We start from the raw sequence: 19248 nt of genomic DNA, 5'->3' as shown, positions 1-19248 counted from the left end.
ATTATTATCTTAAAAAAATAAAGATTTATTTCAAAAATTTGTCTTTCCTATCGATAAAAAAGCGCAAGATTATACAAAGAATTATAAAAAAATACTGATTATAAAGCTAAACAAAGGCGTGTCACTTATTTTCGAAAAACAATAATTCAAAATGCACAACGGGTTATACTATTATAAATTGCAAAGAACCGTAATTGTAGTCTAATGGCATAGCTGCCCGTATTTGAATTATGTATATAAATAGCTGTTATTGATGAATCGTAAATTTAACTTTCTTCAGTAATAACAATTTCTTCTGGTAAAAGTAATGTCAAAAGATTAAATCTGAATTCATTTAACGCAACCAGGCTTTCCTGATGAATTTCCCGGTGAAGATTGGAAGGATCCGGAATATCCCATAATCCGCTGTGATGCCATATTTCAGGAAAATCCCAATCGGGTCGGTCAATAATCGGGTAAATGCAGCATCCATATAAAGGAATTTCTTTTTTAATAATTTTGATACATTCTTTATGAATCATTTTCAGCCAGGAATACCTTTTATGCTCCGGAATGCTGGTTTCTGAAATGACAACAGGCCTTCTGTATTGCAGATATACTTCTTCCACAAGGGAACTCAGGCTTCTCCACATCGGATTTGGTGGATCGCAATCCCAGGGAATGCATTGGTGCTCATTGAGCGTCCATTGATTATTAAAATAAAAATTGACGCCAATAATATCAAGATATTCTTCTTTTCCCCGAAGTTCAGGGCACATCTTTCCACTCAATATATCTAAGACCTGAAACTGTTCCTGATGTTTTTCCTGTGCTGCAAAACATAAATCCGGATCAGACGGATCTGATGCTGAAATATGGACAAGCGGTTCGGTAACCATAATTCTTACCGAAGGATCTGCCTCTTTCATCATTTCTATACCTTCTATATAAGCTTTCATCAGCATGTATTTTACTTCCCATCCCTGGTTGATGCAATACGGACTGGTTCCTTTTACTTCCCCGCCCAGCCAGGATAAAAAACTGACTTCATTAATTGGGGTAATGATAAGTGCTCCATCCGGAACAAGGCTCCTGTATTTCTTAACAAAAGCCCTGCAGAGGTGGGCAAAACGACGCGCAAACATAGGATGTAAAGGCGTGAGATCATCCGGAAAACCAAAATGGCAGATGTCCCAAACTACCTGAATATCATGTTTATGTGCATGAATTATTAGGTCCTCCACCTGAGTCCAGTCATACACGAAAGGTTTTTTTTCTACATGGCTCCAGCGGATTCCTTCTCTCACTGTCGTAATATCGATTTCACGGAGTCGTTTATAGTCTTCATTAATCAACCGGTCGTGACCCGTTAATACAATAAGATCAATCCTTTCTCCAAATGCATTCTGATGATCTGCACATTCAAACCCTCCCATAATGAAAGAGCGAAAAGGATTTCCTGAAACTGACTTACTGACTGTCATTTTCTTTTATGATTTTTCGAAACAATGCCAGCGATTGAGCAACCACCTGATCCATATTATAATATTTATAAGTGCCCAGACGTCCCGTAAAGTAAACATCCGGCATTTCATCAGCCAGTTTTCTATACTGATTGTAAATTTCCTGATTTTCTTTTCTGGGAATAGGATAATAAGGATCTCCTTCACCGGTTGGATATTCGTATACAATGGTTGTTTTAGAATGCTTCTGACCGGTAAGGTGTTTAAATTCAGTAATTCTGGTGTAAAGGTTGGATGTAGGATAATTAATCGTACCTGTAACCTGATATTGATGTTGATCGAGAGTTTCAAACTCGAAATTGATAGACCGGTAAGGCAGTTTACCGAAACGGAAATCAAAATAACTGTCTACAGGTCCTGTAAAGATCAGCTTTTGGTGCGGAATCAGATTTACGATGTCCTTGTAATTAGTATTCAGCATAATGTGAATATTGGGATGTGACAGCATCTTTCTGAACATTTCAGTATAACCGTTTTTAGGCATTGCCTGGAAAGTGTCGGTAAAATAGCGGTCGTCGCTGTTGGTTCTGGTAGGCACTCTGGCTGTAACCGATGCATCCAGTTCTGAAGGATCAAGATTCCACTGTTTTTTGGTATATCCACGAAAAAATTTTTCATATAACTCTTTTCCCACGGCATTGATCACTACATCTTCCGAAGTTAAAACCTGCTTTCTGGCTTCAGCTTTTGAGGCCAGAAATTCTTTCACTTCAGAAGAAGAAAGCTTGCTTCCATAAAGTGTATTAATGGTAGTAAGATTGATGGGAATAGGAACAAGCTGCCCGTCGACACTTGCTAAAACCCTGTGTTCATAAGGTCTCCATTCGGTAAATTGTGAAAGATATTTAAAAACTTCTTCAGAATTTGTGTGGAAGATATGAGGCCCGTATTTATGAATCATAATCCCGTCTTCATTATAATGATCATAGGCGTTTCCTGCAATATGGTCTCTTTTGTCTACAATAAGAACTTTTTTCCCCTGCTTTGCAAGGCGTTCGGCAAGTACTGCTCCCGCAAACCCGCAGCCGATTATCAGAAAATCATACATGGATTCCGTTTTTTTCTTTAACCGTATCGATTAACAGGCACATTTTTTCAAAAGTATTGTCCCAGGAATCATCAGCAAGGAATTCGTCAACTTTCAATAACCATTCCGTGCGGGATTTTTTTTGAAGTTCCTCTTCTCCGGAAGCAATAAAGGATTCCGCATTCTTGGTAATATATACAAGGTTTTCTTCACCATACGTTCTTACAATATCCTTTATCGGGCTGGAAATTACAGGGAGACCGGCAGCAAGATATTCCGGAGTTTTGGTAGGACTGATAAATTCTGTTGATTCATTAATGGCAAATAAAACCAGCGCAATATCCCAATGACTGATATAATTTGGAAGTTCTTCATATTTTTTAGGTCCTAAATAATGAATATTCGGGGCTTGTGGAAGTTCTGCCGGATCTATTTTTACAACAGGCCCAATCATCACAAAATGCCAGTCGGGTTTTTTCTGTGAAACCAGATATAACAAATCCGTATCAAACCTTTCATCAATAACCCCGAAAAAACCAAACCTTGGATGAGGGATTTCTTGCTGATCGGGCTGATCTGTCATATTGAGCCGTGCCTTTTGGAAATGTTCCTTATCAATACTGCTCGGAAAAGGATGGATGTTATGATGTCTTTCTTTTTTGGCTTCATAAAGGCTGTAACCACCGGTAAAAACAATATCGGCCTTATTAAAAAGTTCTTCTTCATATTCCAGTAACCGGGGAGGAGCAAAACGGAATGCAGAAAGCTCATCCATAGAATCATAGACCGTAATTTTAGGGGTAAGATGCGAAGTATATTCCAATGCCATCGGGGTATAGTACCAGCACAGGTATTCCCGGATATTATGATCTTTAAGGAAATTATCAATTTGTCTGGCCATACGCTTTTTAAAGTCAGAATGATGGTCTTCTAAATAAATAACCACTACTGAAACCCCATTTTGTTGTGTCAGTTCATACGAATCGGGGCCTGTTTTAGGTTCTTCAAAATAGAAAACATTGTATTGTTTTGCGAAACGGGTAAGTAAATGTTGAGGTCGTTGAAATACGAAATTCCACCGGAGGTGGCTGAAGCATAGAATATTTTGCATTAGATGTTATATTATGTATTCATAAAGCTACTCTTAAAAAAGTGTGAGATTCATGACCGCAGTCATAAATAAAGAAGTTTATTTTATAATTTTATACGGCAACTGGATTGATTTTGCTCCTGATAACAACTATTTATGCAAATTCTAAATCACGGAAAATCATGTACAAAAATGGTTTTCTAAAAAGAAAAAACACCCCTTTAAAAAGGAGTGTAGGATATGTGTAAAAACAAGGTAGTACATCTCAAAAATACTGCGTTTCCATCTTCATTTTTATGATCTGTTGCATAATTGTAATAATTAAAACAGGCAACTATCAGCATTTAACTTTGCCGCTAACATAATGTGTGGGCTGAAACAAAGCAATTCGCGGTCTTTTTCAGTCATTTGAATTAATCTCAGAAGCTGACTGCGTTTTAAAGGGTCTGCCCAATTTTGAAAAAAATTACCGTCGAGCCAGGCCATACCTTCCACGGGTAAAAGATCAATCGTTTCAAAACCTGCGGTGCTGAACTCTGCAATTAATTCTGAAGGACGGTGGTAAAACCCTTTTGGCAGCATAAACGGAAATCCGGATGGCGGTTCATGGATTCCCGAAGAAAGTTCTTCAGCACACATGGCACATATCTCATTCTGATAAATAAGTCCGCTGTGAAGAGCAGCAACAGCAGATGCCGAATGCGTAATTGCAAAACCTAATATGATTCCGTTTTTTTTAAGTTTACGGCCGGCTTCACGCAGTGCTGCAATTCGGTCTTCCTCCTCCTGTAAATGATACAAAGGACCATGCATAATGATCAGATCCTGGCTTGCATCATCAAGCGGAAGGTGGCGTGCTTCTCCCTGCAGGCAATTGAAAAAGTTTTTTGCAGAACGCTTTTTAGCCTGATTGATATGCTTTTTAACCGGATCAATTAGCGTAACATCGTGACCTAGACCAGCCAGCCACTGCGCATAATGTCCCGGGCCACCGCCAATATCAGCAATTTTATCTGATGGAATAAGATAACGGCTGATTAATATTTTATTGCGTTCGAATTCGAGAGGTCCCAAACCTACGGAGAGCCTCAATTCTTCCTGACTTTGTGTATAGAATTGATCTATAGATGAATCTATAAACTTCATAATTGTTTCATTAAAATTAATAATAAGAGTAATGAGCCGGCTCAGAATAAGCTGGCTGAAACGCAAGGATGCGTCTGTATGATATTTATGAAACAATTTTAATGGGATAAAGATAAAGAAATTTTCCATCGGTTATAATAATGTTACAAATGTGAAAATTGACTGACAGGTAAGGACAGGATGCTCCGGATGCTCAAAAACTATATTTTTATTTTCGTTTATTAGCAATACAAAACCGGTTATGACAATTCAAAACATATCAAAGCTTCTATTTTCTTTTTCTTTTCTCTTTTTCTTTTCCGGATTAAAAAGCCAGGAAAAATTTCCGGATGGAACTGCTATCCCGAAATGGTTCAAAGAAAACAAACCAACCGACATCAATACTTTAGGCAAAAAATACATCATTACTGAAAACGGAATGAAGAACGATAGTACCATTCTTCAGACCAAAAAACTTCAGGAAATTATTGATTTGGCTGCGAAAAACGGAGGTGGAGTCATCATCATTCCGAAAGGAACTTTCCTCATCAGTTCAGTTTTCTTTAAACAAGGAACACATTTATATTTAGAAAATGGTGCAAAACTAAAAGGAAGCGATGATATCAATGATTTTCCGGTGATGACAACCAGAATGGAAGGGCAGACCGTAAAATATTTTCCCGCCTTGATCAACGCAGACGGGTTGGACGGTTTCACGATTTCAGGAAAAGGAACGCTTGACGGAAACGGATTGAGATTTTGGAAATCATTCTGGAAAAGACGCGAATGGAATCCCAAATGCACCAATATGGATGAAATGCGACCTAGGATCATCTACATTTCAAACTCCAAAAACGTACAGATTGAAGGAATTACCGTTAAGAATTCGCCCTTCTGGAGCACGCATTATTATAAATCTCAATTCGTAAAATTATTAAATCTCACGATTCTTGCGCCTAAAGCTCCGGTAAAAGCGCCTAGTACAGATGCAATCGATATCGATGCGTGTTCAAATTTCCTGGTTAAAAATTGCTATATGTCAGTCAATGACGATGCGATTGCTTTGAAAGGCGGAAAAGGTCCGAAAGCAGATGTTGACCCAAACAACGGCGAAAACAGAAATATTATTATCGAAGACAATACGTTCGGTTTCTGTCATTCTGCCCTCACTTGCGGAAGCGAATCGATTCATAATTACAATATCATTTTCAGAAATTCTACGGTGAAGGATGCCTCAAGATTATTACACTTGAAAATGCGTCCCGATACGCCTCAACATTACGAATACATCACTTTAGACAATATCAAAGGAAATGTAAAAACATTCTTATATGTAAAAGGCTGGAATCAGTTTTTTGATTTGAAAGGAGAAGAAGCGCCGAAAAGGAGATTGGCAAATAATATCGTCTTGAAAAATATTGACATCGATTGCGAAACTGCATTTTCAGTTGAAGCTTCGGATTTGTATGAATTGAAAGATTTTACGTTTGAAAATTTGAAAATCAGAGCGTTAAAGCCTGAAGAACAGAATTTAAAGGCTATCAAGAATTTGAAACAGACCAAAGTTAACATCACCAAAGTTGCTTCTCTTAGCCAGACTTACGATAAAAAAGACGACTCCGATACTGCTGCAAAATAATGAGTTTTTATTCCAAAATATTCGTTCTTTTATGCTTTTGCTCACAGTTTCTGCATTCGCAATCTAAGGAAATTCAATTCCTGAGCGGGACAGATGCTGAACATACAAAAGAATGGGATTTTTGGATTAATGATGGACGAAAATCAGGAAGCTGGAACAAAATTCAGGTGCCTTCGCAATGGGAACAGCAGGGTTTTGGTTCTTACAATTACGGCCGGGATTATGTTACTTACGGGAGAAATTTTAAGTTTCACGATGAAACAGGTTTGTACAAACACAAATTCACCCTTCCAAATTCCTGGAAAGGAAAAACCGTCAACATCGTTTTTGAAGGTTCAATGACCGATACCGAAGTTAAAATCAATGGAAAGTTGGCGGGAGCAATTCATCAGGGCGCTTTTTATGAATTTAAATATGATATTTCCGATAAAATTCAATTCGGAAAAGAGAATGTTTTAGAAGTTAAAGTTTCCAAAATGTCAGCAGATAAATCGGTCAACAACGCAGAACGATTGGCAGATTACTGGATTTTAGGCGGAATTTTTCGACCTGTTTATCTGGAAGCGACTCCAAAAGAACATATTTTATCAGTGTCAATTGATGCAAAAGCAGATGGAAGTTTTCGTTCAAATATTAATTTAAAAGGAATTAATTCTGCTAACAATGTAAAAGTTGAATTATTTGATGTTAAAAATAATTTGGTTGGTGAATGTCAGGTTCAGATTCAAAAAGGAGATACTTTAAAACAGATTCAGTTTTCTGTTAAAAATCCAAAACTCTGGACGGCGGAAACCCCGAATTTATACAAAGCCAAATTTATTTTAAGCAAAAACAAAAAAACAATCAGCCAAACTGAAGAAAAATTTGGTTTCCGAACCATTGAAATCCGTAAAGGCGACGGAATTTTCATCAACGGAACCAAAATCAAAATGAAAGGCATCAACCGTCACGTTTGGTGGCCTGAAACGGGTAGGGCTGTTACGGAAAATATTGATTTAATGGACGTTCAGCTCATCAAAGAAATGAATATGAATGCCGTTCGATGTTCTCATTATCCGCCAAATAAATCGTTTCTGAAAATTTGTGATTCGCTAGGTTTATATGTTTTGGATGAATTGGCAGGCTGGCAAAAAAAATACAGCACCGAAGTCGGGAAAAAACTCGTGAAAGAAATGGTGACGAGAGATGCAAATCATCCTTCGATTATTTTCTGGAGCAACGGAAATGAAGGCGGACATAATTTTGATTTGGATGCCGAATTTGCAAAATATGATCTGTCAAACCGTCCTGTTATTCACGCACATCACAAACCTGGAAATGCTTTCAACGGAATCGACTGCAATCATTACGAAGATTATTACAGCACCAAAAAAATTCTTGAAGGCGAAAATATCTATATGCCGACCGAGTTTCTTCACGCACAGGACGACGGCGGTGGCGGAACTTCTCTTGCCGATTATTGGGAACTTCACTGGAATTCCAAAAAAGGTGCGGGCGGTTTTCTGTGGGCTTTTGTGGATGAAGGTTTGGTACGGACAGATTTTAATAACCAGATTGATGTCAACGCCATCAACGCTCCTGACGGAGTTTTAGGGCCACATCGGGAAAAAGAAGGAAGTTTTTACGCTATCCGTGAAATTTACAGTCCGGTAAAAATTGATTTGAAAACTTTGCCGAATGATTTTAACGGAATCATTCCTGTAGAAAACCGTTATCATTTTACGAATTTAAAAGATTGCCAGCTTGAATGGAAATTAGTGAAATTCAAAACACCATTTTCTTCCGAATCCGGATTTGATGTAATTCAGAAAGGAAAAGCAGAATCGCCAGATATTCAACCGACAGAAAAAGGAAATATCAATCTCAATCTTCCTCCAAACTGGAGAGAAAACGAAGGATTACTATTAACCGCAATCGATTCTTTCAGAAAAAAAATTTACACCTGGACTTGGAAATTGAAGTCTAATGATGAAATTTCGAAACAGTTTTCCAAATCATTAATCAAAGAATTCCCTGTTTCTCTAGTCGAAAATGATTCATTATTTATTCTAAAATCACACGAAAAAGAATTTGCAATCGGAAAGAAAGATGGATTATTAAAATCCGTCATTGTCGACAAAAAAGGAAAGAAAATAACTTTCAAAAACGGACCGGTTTTCGTGAACGGAACGATGGAATTATCATTCATAAAATCTTTTGCAGAAGGACACAATCAACTGATTGAAATCAATTATAAAAACGGAAATAAAATCATTTGGACACTCAATCCAAACGGTATTTTAGAATTGAATTATGAATATTCATTGTCGGGGGATTATCAGTTTGCAGGCGTAAGTTTTGATTATCCTGAGAATTATGTCATCAACGCAAAATGGCTCGGGAAAGGACCATATCACGTTTGGAAAAACAGAACCCAGGGACAGACATACAATGTTTGGCAAAATTTAAAAAACTCGACAAGAACCGGACAATCACCGTGGATTTATCCTGAATTTAAAGGTTATTTTGATGATGTTTCGTGGCTGCAATTGGATACAGCAGAAGGAAAAATTACGGTTGGAACCACGGAAGAGAAAATGTTCGTCAGATTGTTTGATTTTTACGGAATTTACGGAGCAGAAGCTTACCCAAAATTACCAAGCGGAAATATTTCTTTCCTCGATGCAATTCCGCCATTGGGAACGGTTCTGGCGTTTAACATTAACGACAAAACTGAATCTTTAGGACCAGAAAGCGAACCCAATCATTTGAACGGAACGTTTAAAAGAACCTTATATTTCTATTTTGGTTTGCCGGATTTAGGCGATGAAAATAAACAGTTTACAATGCCAAAAGAAAATATTTTAACAGATTAAAAATGAAAAGTCAAATACAGTTTTTAATGTTTTTTGTAGGTTCGTTTTTGTTCGCGCAACAGACGATATTCAAGTTTGATTTTGGCGGAAACAGAGTAAAAAAAGGCTTTATCCCTATCACTTCAACTTCCAAATTCGATAAGAAAAGTGGCTATGGTTTTATGGATATTTCCGGTTTGAAAGCTGTTGACAATGGTGGAAATGCTTTGACAGGAGATTTTATCACGAGCGACAAACCTTTCTATTTTTCGGTGGCAATTCCGGAAGGAAATTATAATATTACACTGAACTTAGGTGATGCAAAAGGAAGTTCAGAAACAACAGTTCGTGTAGAAAACCGCAGATTAATGTTGAATGATATTAAAACAAGACAAGGTGAAGTCGTTGAAAAAACAATAACTATTCATGTTAAAGACAGCATTATTCGAAACCAGAAAGGAGAAAACATAGGAATTGTAAAATTGAAGCCAAGAGAAAGAAAATACCTGCATTGGGATAATCTGTTGACGATTGAATTTAATGATAAAGCTCCGAAAGTTTGTTCGGTAATTATTCAGCCCAATAAAACGGCGAAAACTATTTATTTGACGGGAGATTCAACGGTTGTTGATGCGCAATACGAACCCTGGGCTTCCTGGGGACAAATGTTGCCTTACTTTTTCGTTCCGAATGAAGTGGTCATTGCGAATTACGCAGAAAGTGGAGAAACTCTAAAAGCCTTTGAAGACCGCCATCGAATCGATAAAATCTGGACTCAATTAAAGCCCGGAGATTATTTATTCATCCAATTCGGTCACAATGACCAAAAAGCAGGGAATAGCACAAAATCCGGTTACCGAAAAAGATTAGAAGAATGGATTCAAAAAGCCAGACAATTGGGCGCCGATCCGGTTTTAGTAACCTCAATGAACCGAAGAGTTTTTGATGAAAATAATAAAATCATCAATACTTTAGACGATTTTCCGGATGCGATGAGGGAAATTGCGAAAGAAGAAAATGTGAATTTAATTGATTTAAATGCAATGAGCAAGACTTTGTTTGAAGCGATGGGACCGGAGAATTCTAAGAAAGCATTCGTATATTATCCCGCAAATGCTTATCCTAATCAACAAAATGCTTTGGCAGACGGTACCCATTTTAATCCATATGGAGCTTACGAATTAGCACAATGTGTTGTAAAGTCAATCGTTGACCAAAATTTACCATTAAAGAAATATATTTCAAAAAACTATAAAAATTTTAACCCCAATAAACCCGATGATGTTGAAAAATTCCACTGGCCGGAATCTGTTTTTATGGAATCTTTAAAACCTGATGGAAATTGATTGGAAAAACACTAATAAAAATCTTTGATTTTTAAACTAATGTGTTCTTCTAAGCATTGGAATCACAAACTTAAACAACTAATGTGTTTAAAAACTTTTGTCACTTTTGTGGTTAAATTAAACAAGTAAAAAATGAATATTCATAATATCATAAAAATAAGCGTTCTCTGTTTTGCCTTCGGAAATCTCTCCGCGCAAAATCCGTGGCCAAAAGCGACCAACACCGCTCAGCCGTGGACGCGCTGGTGGTGGATGGGAAGTGCCGTTGACGAAGAAGGTCTGGACAAACAATTGACAACTCTTTCCAATGCGGGTTTCGGCGGAGTAGAAATCGTCCCGATTTATGGTGCTAAAGGTTTTGAAAACAAATACATCAATTACCTTTCTCCGGAATGGATGAAAATGCTGCAATTCACCACGGATAAAGCAAAAAGTCTGACTATGGGTGTTGATATGGCAGTCGGAACAGGCTGGCCGATTGGCGGGCCGCAAGTGAACGAACAGGATGCTGCAACAAAAATGATTGTTCAGACTTACGAGATTCAACCAAATGAAAAATTTTCTGAAAAAATTGTCCTGAAAGACGAAAAACAGAAGAATTTAAAAACCATAAAACTCGATATCGTTACTGCTTACAATGAAAAAAATGAAGCTGTTGTTTTAACGGATAAAGTCAATGCAGACGGAACTTTAAACTGGAAACCAAGCGCAGGAAAATGGACAATCTACGTAGTTTTTGCAGGCAAGACTTTGCAGAAAGTAAAACGTGCCGCTCCGGGTGGTGATGGCTACACGTTAGACCATTTTTCGCCTGATGCAACCAAAGATTATCTGAAAACTTTTGATAAAGCTTTTGGAAATTCAAACTACGGAATTCGTTCATTTTTTAATGACAGTTATGAGGTTTACGGCGCAGATTGGACACCCGATTTTAAAGAAGAATTTAAGAAAAGAAGAGGGTATGATTTAAGTCCTTACATCAAATATTTGGTTGGAAATGAAGAAAACGAAATCGCCGGAAGAATAAAATCCGATTACCGCGAAACGATGAGTGAGCTGATTCTGCATAATTTCGCTGAAAATTTTACGAATTGGGCACATTCAAAAAACTCTAGAAATACCAATCAGGCACACGGTTCGCCGGGAAATTTGTTGGATTTATATGCTGCAGTTGATATTCCGGAATCTGAAACTTTCGGAAGTACAAATTTTGATATTCAGGGTTTGAGAAGAAATCTGGAAGACATCAACACAAAGGAAGTTCCAGATATTAATATGTTGAAATTTGCATCTTCAGCAGCCAATATTACCGGAAAACCTCTGATTTCCAACGAATCTTTCACCTGGTTGACGGAACATTTCAAAACCTCTTGGTCACAGGTTAAACCAGAAGCTGAACAGATTTTCCTTTCAGGAATCAACCATATTTTTTATCACGGAACAACGTATACGCCGGCTGATGTCCAGTTTCCGGGCTGGTTGTTTTATGCTTCGACGAATTTCGTTCCTGAAAACAGTTTGTGGCCAAATATTAAAGGCTTAAATTCTTATATCGAGCGAATTCAATCTGTTTTACAAAGTGGAAAATCAGACAATGAAATCCTGATGTACTGGCCGGTTTACGACCAATGGGCTAGTCCGAAAGGAAAAGATATGGCGTTCAAAATTCATAATATTGAAAGGTGGCTGCATCCGACTGTATTCTATGAAAACCTTGAGAAATTAGGGAAATCCGGTTATTCTCTGGATATGATTTCGGATAAAATGATTTCCGAAGCGAAATTTGAAAATCAGAATATTCAGGTGATGAAAAATGGAGGTTCTTACAAGGTATTAATTATTCCTCAATTGAATTATTTCTCTGAATCAACGTTAAAAAATATTTTAAACTTAGCTCAAAACGGCGCTTCTGTGATTTTTCAAAGTGAACCAAAAGATGTTCCGGGATTTTTTGAATTTGAGAAAAGAAAAAATGAATTACAGTCTTTATGGAATCAAATTCCTTTCCCGCAAAACGGAAATTTAAAATCGGTAACATTCGGAAAAGGAAAGCTTGTGTTGAGTTCTGATGTTGAAAAAGCTTTAGAATTCTTAAAAATCGAAAGAGAAAAATTAACCGATACAGGATTGAGATTTGTCAGAAGACAGTTTGATGGCGGGAAATTTTATTACGTCGTCAATCACACTTCAAAAGAAATCAATCAAAATATTCCCGTAAATTATATCGGGAAACAGGTCGTTTTGATGAATCCGGAAAATGGCGATTTCGGAATTGCTAAAACCCGGAATAATTCAGTCAAAGTTCAGTTGAAATCTGGAGAATCTTTAATTATAAAAGCATCAGAAACGCCAGATAACTCAATTGCAAAATGGAAATATATTGAAAAAACTGATGCTCCGATTGTTTTAAACCAACCTTGGCAACTGACGTTCAAAGAAGGTGGACCCGAACTTCCGAAATCAAGAATTTTAACGAAACTCCAGCCTTGGACGAATTTCACGGAAGATGCTTCAACGCAAAGTTTTTCAGGAACAGGAATTTACACGACAACTTTAAATTTAAAAAAGAAAGAAGCAGACGATTATCAATTGAAATTTGATAAACTCTACGAAAGCGTAAAAGTGCTTGTCAACGGACAGGAAGCTGGAATTGTCTGGAGCAATCCGTTTGAAATCAATGTTGGAAAATATTTAAAAAAAGGGAAAAATACCATTCAGATTGAAGTTTCAAACCTTATGGCGAACCGAATCCGCTATATGGATCAGAATAAAATCCCGTGGCGAAATTACCACGAAATCAATTTCGTAAACATCGATTACAAACCGTTCGACGCTTCGAATTGGAAAGTACAACCTTCAGGTTTAGATGGCGAAATTCAATTAATTCCTGTATATTTCTCAAAATAATTTTAATGACAGCCTGCAATTAACAATCTTTGTGTTCTTAGCTGAGTTTACGCCCTTGCGAACTTAAAAACAGTTAGTAGTTAAAAAAAACTTTGCGGACTTTGCGTTAAAAAATTATAGAGAAACAGGTTAAATTAAATATTAAAATAAAATTATGAGACAAATCATAGTAAAAACATTAGCATTAGGAACGCTCCTCACATTCGGATTTTCTAATGCTCAAAACAAACCAAAAGTTGTTCTGGACAACTTTTTCAACAACGAAAAAAGAGAAAATAAAGAAACCAAAGTTTTGGAATCGTGGCATTATACGTGGAATGATACAACCAATGGGGGCTTTTCTATGTTGGGCGAACTTTTCCAAAAGCAAGGCGCAGAAATCAGCACATTAACAACAGCTCCTTCAAAAAATGATTTAAAAAATGCTAATATTTACATCATTGTTGACCCCGATATCGACAAGGAAGCGTACGGCGGAAAAGCCAACCTAATGGATGCTAAAACGATAAAAAACCTGGAAAAATGGGTGAAAAACGGAGGTGTTCTCGTTCTGCTAAGCAACGACAATGGAAACTCTGAGTTTGAACATTTCAACAAACTTGCAGAGAAATTCGGGATTCATTTTAATGATGACAGTATTAACAGGCTGAAAGGCAGAGAATTTGAGAAAGGTGCAGTCTACGTAAAACCGGGAAATGAAGTCTTTTCGGAACTTAAATTATATATGAAAGAAGTCAGCACTATTTCAGTAAAAGCACCTGCAAAGCCATTTTTGTACGCTGAGAACCAAGTGATTGGTGCCATTGCGAAAGTGGGAAAAGGAACTGTCTTCGCTTTAGGTGATCCTTGGTGTTATAACGAATACATTGACGGAAAAAAACTAACTGAAGATTTTTCGAATTATGAAGGGACCAAAGAATGGGTAAAGTGGTTATTGAAGCAGATTTCAAAAAAATAACCAAAGTTGTGCAATCGATTAAATTCGAGTGATGTCATTACGAGGGAACGACGAAGCAATCTGCTCAAGCAGTTTGCAATTTCAGCGGATTGCTTCGTTCCTCGCAATGACGATTTCCGCTCAAGTCGTGCTGCGTGCAATTCAGCGTTTAAATGTTATTGATAGAACGTTTGTCATTCTGACGAAGGAAGAATCTTACCAGATAAATTGAGATTCTTCACTGCATTTTTGAACTTCGTTCGTAGACTTTCAGTCTATGTTTAGAATGACATCGAGCAAATATTATAAAGCATTCTGCTAACTTATTAAAACAAGATTTATGAAAATCAAATGCATATTCTTTACATCCGCCATTTTTCTTTCGCAAGTTTTTTTCGCGCAAAGACAAATGGAATACCTGAAAAGAGGAATCGTTGCCATTCCAGCGGAATCAGGAATTTTTATAAGTTGGCGATTATTGGGAAAGGAAGCTCAGAACACGCATTTCGATTTGTATCGCACAGAAAAAAATCAGACCAAAAAACTGAATGATAAACCTTTGCTCAGCGAAACCAATTTTTTAGATAAAACCGCTGACAAAAGAAAAAACTATACCTACTTCGTAAAATCAAATACGCAACATCAGGAAGTTGACCAGGATTTTGCAAAATATACTGCCAATAAAAAACCGTATTTTTCAATTCCGCTGAAAACGCCTCAAGGTTACATGCCGAATGATGCTTCAGTGGCCGATTTGGATGGCGATGGCGAATATGAAATCATCCTTCATCAAACCGGAAGATCGCACGATAACAGCCAGAAAGGAGAAACTGATCCGCCGATTATTCAGGCTTATAAACTGAACGGTCATTTTTTGTGGGAGATTAATTTAGGCAAAAATATCAGGGAAGGAGCGCATTACACGCAGTTTTTAGTTTATGATTTAGATCAGGACGGAAAAGCGGAAATCGTAATGAAAACTGCCGACGGAAGCAAAGACGGAAAAGGAAAATTCATTGGCGACCCAACCAAAAATTACGTCAACGAAAACGGAATGATTCTTTCCGGACCCGAATTTCTGACGGTTTTCGATGGGCAAACAGGAGAAGAAATTCATACCGTCAATTATCAGGTTCCAAGATTTGCAGGAAGTTTAAATCCAACTGCCGAACAAATGACCGAAACCTGGGGCGATGCCAAAGGAAACCGTATCGATCGGTTTTTGGGAGCTGTTGCTTATCTCGATGGGAAGACTCCGAGTGTGATTATGTCACGAGGCTATTACACCAGAACAGCGATTGCAGCCTGGGATTTTAAAGACAAAAAACTGAGTCTTCGGTGGCTTTTCGATACCGAAAGTTCAGAAGAAAACAAACAATACCGAGGACAGGGAAATCATAACTTAACAATTGCCGATGTCGATAATGACGAAAAAGACGAAATCGTTTTCGGGGCAATGACGGTCGATGATGACGGAAAAGTGTTGAACAGCACAGGTTACGGTCACGGCGATGCTTTGCACGTTGGAGATTTAGACCCATCTAATCCGGGCTTGGAAATTTTTGATATTCAGGAACGTTTTGATGATGCGGGAGTGCACTTCAGGGATGGAAAAACAGGAAAAGTGCTTTGGAAATTGCCGTCAACCGTGTACAGTCAGGCGAGTAAATTCCAGGGTCCGGGAAGAGGTTTATCTTTAAATATCGACCCTCGTTATGAAGGTTCCGAATGTTGGGCGGCCGGTGCAGGACTGAAAGGCGTTTATAGTGCAAAGGGAAAGAAAATCAGTGATAAAAATCCGGCAGTGAATATGGGGATTTATTGGGATGATGATTTTTTAAGTGAAATTTTAGACGGAACCGTTGTTTCCAAATGGGACTGGGAAAACGAGAAAACCAATTTGATTTTCGATGCTAAAGATTTTCAGTGTGAATCCAATAACGGAACAAAGAAAAATCCGGCTCTGGTTGCCGATTTATTCGGAGACTGGCGAGAAGAAGTGATTTACAGAACTGCAGATAATCAGGAATTGAGAATTTTCAGCACGACCATTCCGACAAAACACAGATTGTACACTTTAATGCACAATCCGCAATACCGATTGAGTATCGTTTGGCAAAATGTGGGGTACAATCAGCCTCCACACACCGATTATTATCTGGATGAATCGGTGAAAGAAGTTCCAAAACCTAATGTTTATGTTGTAAAACCTAAGATTGATAATTAAATTTAAATATAAAATGAAAAGACTATTAACAACAGGCATTTTTGCACTGATCATCGCAGGAATGACTTCCTGTTCGGTTCAAAAGAAAAATACAGCGACAAATGCAGATCTTCCGAATAAAAAAGAAGTTCTGGAAGTTGCAGAACGAGCCAATCAATACTTTATGAACAAATGGCCGGATCCGGGAAAAGAAATTGTCGGGAAAAAAGTCTGGCCGAGCAATCTATGGACTAGAGCGGTTTATTATGAAGGATTGATGGCATTGTATAAAGTTGATCCTAAAAAAGAATACTATAATTACGCTTTGGATTGGTCGCAAAAACACAATTGGGATATGATGCGCGGAACATTTACAAGAAATGCCGATAACCAGGCGTGCGGACAGACCTATCTTGATCTTTACGAGATCGATGGAAAAAAGCATCCGGAAAGAATTAAATATGTGAAGATGTCGATGGACAGTATGATTACTTCCGGGAAGTCGGATGATTGGTGGTGGATTGACGCTTTACAAATGGGAATGCCGATTTTTACAAAATTGGGAAGAATCACCGGCGACAAAAAGTATTTTGATAAGAACTATGAAATGTATGCTTTTACGAAATACAAACACGGCGGAAATGGCCTCTATAATTCTAAGGATAAACTCTGGTGGAGAGATAAAAGCTTTGTTCCGCCATATAAAGAACCGAACGGCGAAGACTGCTACTGGAGCCGCGGAAACGGCTGGGTAGTAGCCGCACTTGCGAGAACTTTGGAAGATACACCCAAGTCGGATGCGCATTATCAGGAATATCTGCAGGATTATAAAGATTTGTTATCGGCTTTGGTTTCCATCCAGAGAGAAGATGGTTTCTGGAATGTAAGCCTTCACGATCCCACAAATTTCGGTGGTAAGGAAATGACGGGAACTGCATTGTTCGTATATGGAATGGCCTATGGAATCAACAAAGGTCTGATTGATAAAAAGACATATCTGCCGGTTGTAATCAAAGCATGGAATGCCATTGTGAAAGATTCTGTGCAGCCCAGCGGATTTTTGGGTTGGGTTCAGGGTACCGGAAAAGAGCCGAAAGATGGTCAGCCACTTTCCGTGAGCAAAGAGCCTGATTTTGAAGATTATGGCCTTGGTTGTCTATTGCTGGCTGCAAGTGAAGTGTATCAATTAAAATAATAAAAGGCTTTTGTTTTCGAATTTTTATTTGATTGAAACCTTTAACAGATGCTTACAACATGGGTTTTACGTTTAAATGTATACTATAATTATATTTATTTATAGTTTAGAAATTTTAAATTTGCCTTTTCAATCCAGAATCACATTTATTTACATGACACTACAAGATGCGCGATCGATTACATCTTGTTAATTTTCAGACTCAATCGAACGATAAAATTATGAACGCATTATTAGGAGTTATTTTTCATTTTTTAGGAGGTTTTTCTTCGGGAAGTTTTTATTTGCCCTATAAAAAAGTTAAAGGCTGGCAATGGGAAACATTTTGGTTAATAGGAGGTGTCTTTTCATGGATTATTGTTCCGCCGCTGGCTGCCTATCTTACTATTCCGGATTTTTGGGAAATTATTCAGAATGAAAGTTCATCAATTTTAGGATTAACCTTTTTGTTCGGGGCGTTGTGGGGAATCGGTGGCTTCATGTACGGTTTAGGAGTCAGGTACTTAGGGGTTGCCCTGGGAAGCAGTATCATGCTGGGGCTTACCATGGTGATCGGCTCGCTTGTTCCTTCTATTTTTTACGAATTTTCGCCTCACGAAGGAAAGGACAATATCGGACTGATGATTTCAAGCACATGGGGAAGAATGGTCCTTCTGGGACTTTTTGTATGCGTTATCGGAATTATCATCAGCGGAAAGGCCGGTGTTATGAAAGATAAAGAGCTTCAGAAAGAATCTAAAGATCCTCACGGTACATCGGTAAAAACCGAGTATAAATTCGGACTTGGACTTACGGTGGCTATCATTTCCGGAGTTTTGAGCGCCTGTTTCAATTTCGGACTTGAAGCCGGAAAACCTATGGCGATGGTAGCCAACGAAGCATGGAAAGCTGCAAATCCCGGTCAGGGAGAATTTCTGTTCCAGAATAATGTAACCTATATTGTTGTCCTTTGGGGCGGTATGGCTTCTAATCTTTTGGGCTGCCTTTATCTTTCATTTAAAAATAAATCTTATTCAGATTACACTAAAAAAAATGTGCCTGTTGCAAAAAATATTCTTTTCTGCGCATTGGCAGGGACCATGTGGTTCTTACAGTTTTTCTTTTACGGAATGGGTGAAAGTAAAATGGGGAACGGTCCGAGCTCATGGATTTTACACATGGCGTTTATCATCTTGATCGCCAATCTCTGGGGAGTGGTCATTAAAGAATGGAAAGGGGTTTCCAAAAAAACAATTTCTACTATTGTGGTTGGGATGATTGTTATGTTTATCTCTATTCTTATCGTAGGATACGGAAATTCCTTGCGCTAATAAAGCTTTACCACGGTATTATTTCATACAGTTTATATAGTTTAATTTCTCTTAGGTGTTGATTTTTCAACACCTTTTTTTATGCTATGCGTATAATTTCGGGAGAAGGTGTTTGATTTATCTTGAAATT

Annotated in this window: 12 protein-coding genes; 8 read left to right on the top strand and 4 right to left on the bottom strand. The window is 37.8% G+C overall.

Annotation, left to right across the window (positions count from 1 at the left end; translation table 11 throughout):
* Positions 1-266 precede the first annotated feature (266 nt).
* The 4 genes from U9K52_RS07835 to U9K52_RS07820 form a co-directional block, all read right to left on the bottom strand.
* On the bottom strand, positions 267-1463 hold the full coding sequence (locus U9K52_RS07835) for a hypothetical protein (protein WP_322925867.1): 1197 nt from the start codon (positions 1461-1463) through the stop codon (positions 267-269).
* The gene (gene glf, locus U9K52_RS07830) at positions 1450-2550 is read right to left on the bottom strand and encodes a UDP-galactopyranose mutase (RefSeq protein ID WP_248392762.1); all 1101 of its coding nucleotides are present in this window, start codon (positions 2548-2550) and stop codon (positions 1450-1452) included. The genes U9K52_RS07835 and glf overlap by 14 nt, the downstream gene beginning before the upstream one ends.
* Positions 2543-3640 (bottom strand): glycosyltransferase family 1 protein, encoded by a 1098-nt coding sequence (locus U9K52_RS07825; RefSeq protein ID WP_248392763.1) that lies wholly within the window; start codon positions 3638-3640, stop codon positions 2543-2545. Before U9K52_RS07825 ends, glf begins: the two co-directional genes overlap by 8 nt.
* Before the next feature lie 300 nt (positions 3641-3940).
* Positions 3941-4765 (bottom strand): class I SAM-dependent methyltransferase, encoded by an 825-nt coding sequence (locus tag U9K52_RS07820; protein WP_248392764.1) that lies wholly within the window; start codon positions 4763-4765, stop codon positions 3941-3943.
* A gap of 241 nt (positions 4766-5006) precedes the next feature.
* On the opposite strand from U9K52_RS07820, the gene U9K52_RS07815 reads away from it, so the two are divergent.
* The 8 genes from U9K52_RS07815 to rhaT all read left to right on the top strand — a co-directional run bounded on the left by U9K52_RS07815 (position 5007) and on the right by rhaT (position 19118).
* Positions 5007-6383, top strand: a complete 1377-nt coding sequence (locus U9K52_RS07815; RefSeq protein ID WP_322925866.1) for a glycoside hydrolase family 28 protein — start codon at positions 5007-5009, stop codon at positions 6381-6383.
* On the top strand, positions 6383-9238 hold the full coding sequence (locus U9K52_RS07810) for a glycoside hydrolase family 2 protein (RefSeq protein ID WP_322925865.1): 2856 nt from the start codon (positions 6383-6385) through the stop codon (positions 9236-9238). The genes U9K52_RS07815 and U9K52_RS07810 overlap by 1 nt, the downstream gene beginning before the upstream one ends.
* 2 nt (positions 9239-9240) lie before the next feature.
* Positions 9241-10563 (top strand): rhamnogalacturonan acetylesterase, encoded by a 1323-nt coding sequence (locus tag U9K52_RS07805; RefSeq protein WP_322925864.1) that lies wholly within the window; start codon positions 9241-9243, stop codon positions 10561-10563.
* Between the two features lie 132 nt (positions 10564-10695).
* Positions 10696-13470, top strand: coding sequence for a glycosyl hydrolase (locus tag U9K52_RS07800; protein ID WP_322925863.1), 2775 nt, complete (start codon positions 10696-10698; stop codon positions 13468-13470).
* Positions 13471-13624: 154 nt separating this feature from the next.
* A complete protein-coding gene (locus tag U9K52_RS07795) occupies positions 13625-14428 on the top strand; it encodes a DUF4350 domain-containing protein (RefSeq protein ID WP_322925862.1) in 804 nt (267 codons plus the stop codon).
* A 319-nt stretch (positions 14429-14747) separates the two neighbouring features.
* Positions 14748-16634 (top strand): rhamnogalacturonan lyase, encoded by a 1887-nt coding sequence (locus U9K52_RS07790; protein ID WP_322925861.1) that lies wholly within the window; start codon positions 14748-14750, stop codon positions 16632-16634.
* Positions 16635-16647: 13 nt separating this feature from the next.
* Positions 16648-17808, top strand: coding sequence for a glycoside hydrolase family 88 protein (locus U9K52_RS07785; protein ID WP_322925860.1), 1161 nt, complete (start codon positions 16648-16650; stop codon positions 17806-17808).
* Positions 17809-18029: 221 nt separating this feature from the next.
* Positions 18030-19118 (top strand): L-rhamnose/proton symporter RhaT, encoded by a 1089-nt coding sequence (gene rhaT, locus U9K52_RS07780; protein ID WP_322925859.1) that lies wholly within the window; start codon positions 18030-18032, stop codon positions 19116-19118.
* Positions 19119-19248 lie beyond the last annotated feature (130 nt).

The sequence above is a fragment of the Chryseobacterium sp. MHB01 genome (genome assembly GCF_034651565.1).
GTDB lineage: Bacteria > Bacteroidota > Bacteroidia > Flavobacteriales > Weeksellaceae > Chryseobacterium > Chryseobacterium nepalense.
This window is presented reverse-complemented; position numbering and strand designations above follow the sequence as displayed.

Coding starts and splice junctions, on each gene's coding strand:
- U9K52_RS07785 (WP_322925860.1), top strand. CDS start 16,648: ATGAAAAGACTATTAACAACAGGCATTTTTGCACTGATCATCGCAGGA.
- U9K52_RS07805 (WP_322925864.1), top strand. CDS start 9,241: ATGAAAAGTCAAATACAGTTTTTAATGTTTTTTGTAGGTTCGTTTTTG.
- U9K52_RS07800 (WP_322925863.1), top strand. CDS start 10,696: ATGAATATTCATAATATCATAAAAATAAGCGTTCTCTGTTTTGCCTTC.
- rhaT (WP_322925859.1), top strand. CDS start 18,030: ATGAACGCATTATTAGGAGTTATTTTTCATTTTTTAGGAGGTTTTTCT.
- U9K52_RS07790 (WP_322925861.1), top strand. CDS start 14,748: ATGAAAATCAAATGCATATTCTTTACATCCGCCATTTTTCTTTCGCAA.
- U9K52_RS07825 (WP_248392763.1), bottom strand. CDS start 3,640: ATGCAAAATATTCTATGCTTCAGCCACCTCCGGTGGAATTTCGTATTT.
- U9K52_RS07835 (WP_322925867.1), bottom strand. CDS start 1,463: ATGACAGTCAGTAAGTCAGTTTCAGGAAATCCTTTTCGCTCTTTCATT.
- U9K52_RS07820 (WP_248392764.1), bottom strand. CDS start 4,765: ATGAAGTTTATAGATTCATCTATAGATCAATTCTATACACAAAGTCAG.
- U9K52_RS07795 (WP_322925862.1), top strand. CDS start 13,625: ATGAGACAAATCATAGTAAAAACATTAGCATTAGGAACGCTCCTCACA.
- U9K52_RS07810 (WP_322925865.1), top strand. CDS start 6,383: ATGAGTTTTTATTCCAAAATATTCGTTCTTTTATGCTTTTGCTCACAG.
- glf (WP_248392762.1), bottom strand. CDS start 2,550: ATGTATGATTTTCTGATAATCGGCTGCGGGTTTGCGGGAGCAGTACTT.
- U9K52_RS07815 (WP_322925866.1), top strand. CDS start 5,007: ATGACAATTCAAAACATATCAAAGCTTCTATTTTCTTTTTCTTTTCTC.